Genomic DNA, 1660 nt, shown 5'->3' with positions numbered 1-1660 from the left:
GCTCGGGGCGGATCCCGCCGTTCGTGTCGTGGTGCTGACCGGCAATGGCAAGAGCTTCTGCGCCGGGGGCGATCTGGCCTGGATGAAGGAGCAGATGGCCGCCGATGCCGAAACCCGCGCGCGTGAGGCGCGCAAGCTGGCGCGGATGCTGGGGACGCTCGACCGGATGCCCAAGCCGCTGATTGGCCGGGTGCAGGGGCAGGCCTTCGGTGGCGGGATCGGCATGATGTCGGTCTGCGATGTGGCCGTGGGTGTCAAGGGGGCGAAATTCGGCCTGACGGAAACGCGGCTCGGGCTGATCCCGGCCACCATTGGGCCCTACGTGGTGGCTCGCATGGGGGCTGCGCGGGCGCGGCGGGTCTTCATGTCGGCGCGGATCTTCGATGCTGCTGAGGCGGTCGAACTGGGGCTGCTGGCCAAGGCCGTTGCGGCCGAGGATCTGGATGCGGCGGTGGAAGCCGAGGTCGCGCCCTATCTGGCCTGCGCGCCGGGCGCGGTGGCCAAGGCCAAGGCGCTGGTCGCGGCGCTGGAGCCTCGGGTGAACGATGCCGTGGTGGACATGACCATCGCAGCCTTGATCGATGCCTGGGAAAGCGATGAGGGGCCGGAAGGCGTGTCGGCCTTCTTCGAGAAGCGCAAGCCAAGCTGGCAGGAGAGCTAGGGGCTTGCATCACCGGGCGGGCTGGCGTTTGCTCTGCCTGGGTAACTGGAAGGAGCGGTCATGGCTGTCACCGTCACGCAAGAACAGATCGCGGAATTCGCCCGCGATGGCGCGGTCCTGATCAAGGGGCTCTTTGCCGATCACGTGGACACGCTGCGCAAGGGCGTGGAGCGGAACATGGCGGAGCCTGGGCCTTATGCGGCGGAGAACCTGCTGCCGGGCGAGGGCGGGCGATTCTTTGACGATTATTGCAACTGGACGCGGATTCCCGAGTTCGAGCAGGTCATCCGGCACTCGGATGCCGCACGGGTGGCGGGCGAGCTGATGCGCTCGGACGCGGTGCAGATTTTTCATGATCATGTGCTGGTGAAAGAGCCGGGTACGTCCAAGCCGACGCCGTGGCATCAGGACGGGCCCTACTATTTTGTCGAGGGCGAGCAGACCGTCAGCTTCTGGTCGCCGCTCGATCCGGTCACGGATGCGACGTTGCGGCTGGTGGCGGGAAGTCACAAGTGGCCCAAGCCGGTTCTGCCCACCAGATGGTTGAAAGAAGACGCTTTTTTCCCCGATGAGGGCGCCTATATCCCGGTGCCGGACCCGGATGCGGAGGGCATGACGGTGCTGGAATGGACGATGGAGCCGGGCGATGCCGTGGCCTTCGACTACCGCACCCTGCATGGCGCGCGGGGCAACACAAGCAACCGGCGGCGGCGGGCGTTTTCGGTGCGCTTTCTTGGGGATGATGCGCGCTACGTGGAGCGGCCTGGGCGGACGTCTCCGCCGTTTCCGGGGCACGAGATGGTGCCGGGGCAGCGGCTGCGCGAGGATTGGTTTCCGGTGGTCTGGCACCGGTAGCGTTTCGCCGTGGCTGTGCCACGTCGACCCGCGCGCCCGTGCCGGGCGCTGACCCTGGTTTTGGCGTGTCACCCCCCGTACACCGGGCGTACACCCCCTGTGCACCCCCCGTACAGATGAAATCGGGTTTCGCCGCGCGCATCG

The 1660-nt window shown here is 67.1% G+C and carries 2 protein-coding genes; both read left to right on the top strand.

The window, feature by feature from the left end; all coding sequences use genetic code 11:
- The coding region (locus BKY26_RS00690; protein ID WP_071688481.1) for a crotonase/enoyl-CoA hydratase family protein at positions 1-661 on the top strand (661 nt) is incomplete at its 5' end.
- 60 nt (positions 662-721) lie between these two features.
- Entirely contained in the window at positions 722-1516 is a 795-nt protein-coding gene (locus BKY26_RS00685) for a phytanoyl-CoA dioxygenase family protein (RefSeq protein ID WP_071688480.1), read from the top strand.
- Positions 1517-1660: the final 144 nt, after the last annotated feature.

Origin of the sequence: Nioella sediminis (assembly GCF_001879695.1) — a bacterium.
Lineage (GTDB): Bacteria > Pseudomonadota > Alphaproteobacteria > Rhodobacterales > Rhodobacteraceae > Nioella > Nioella sediminis.
The sequence above is the reverse complement of the archived record's forward strand: the minus strand, read 5'-3'. Positions and strand labels throughout refer to the sequence as shown.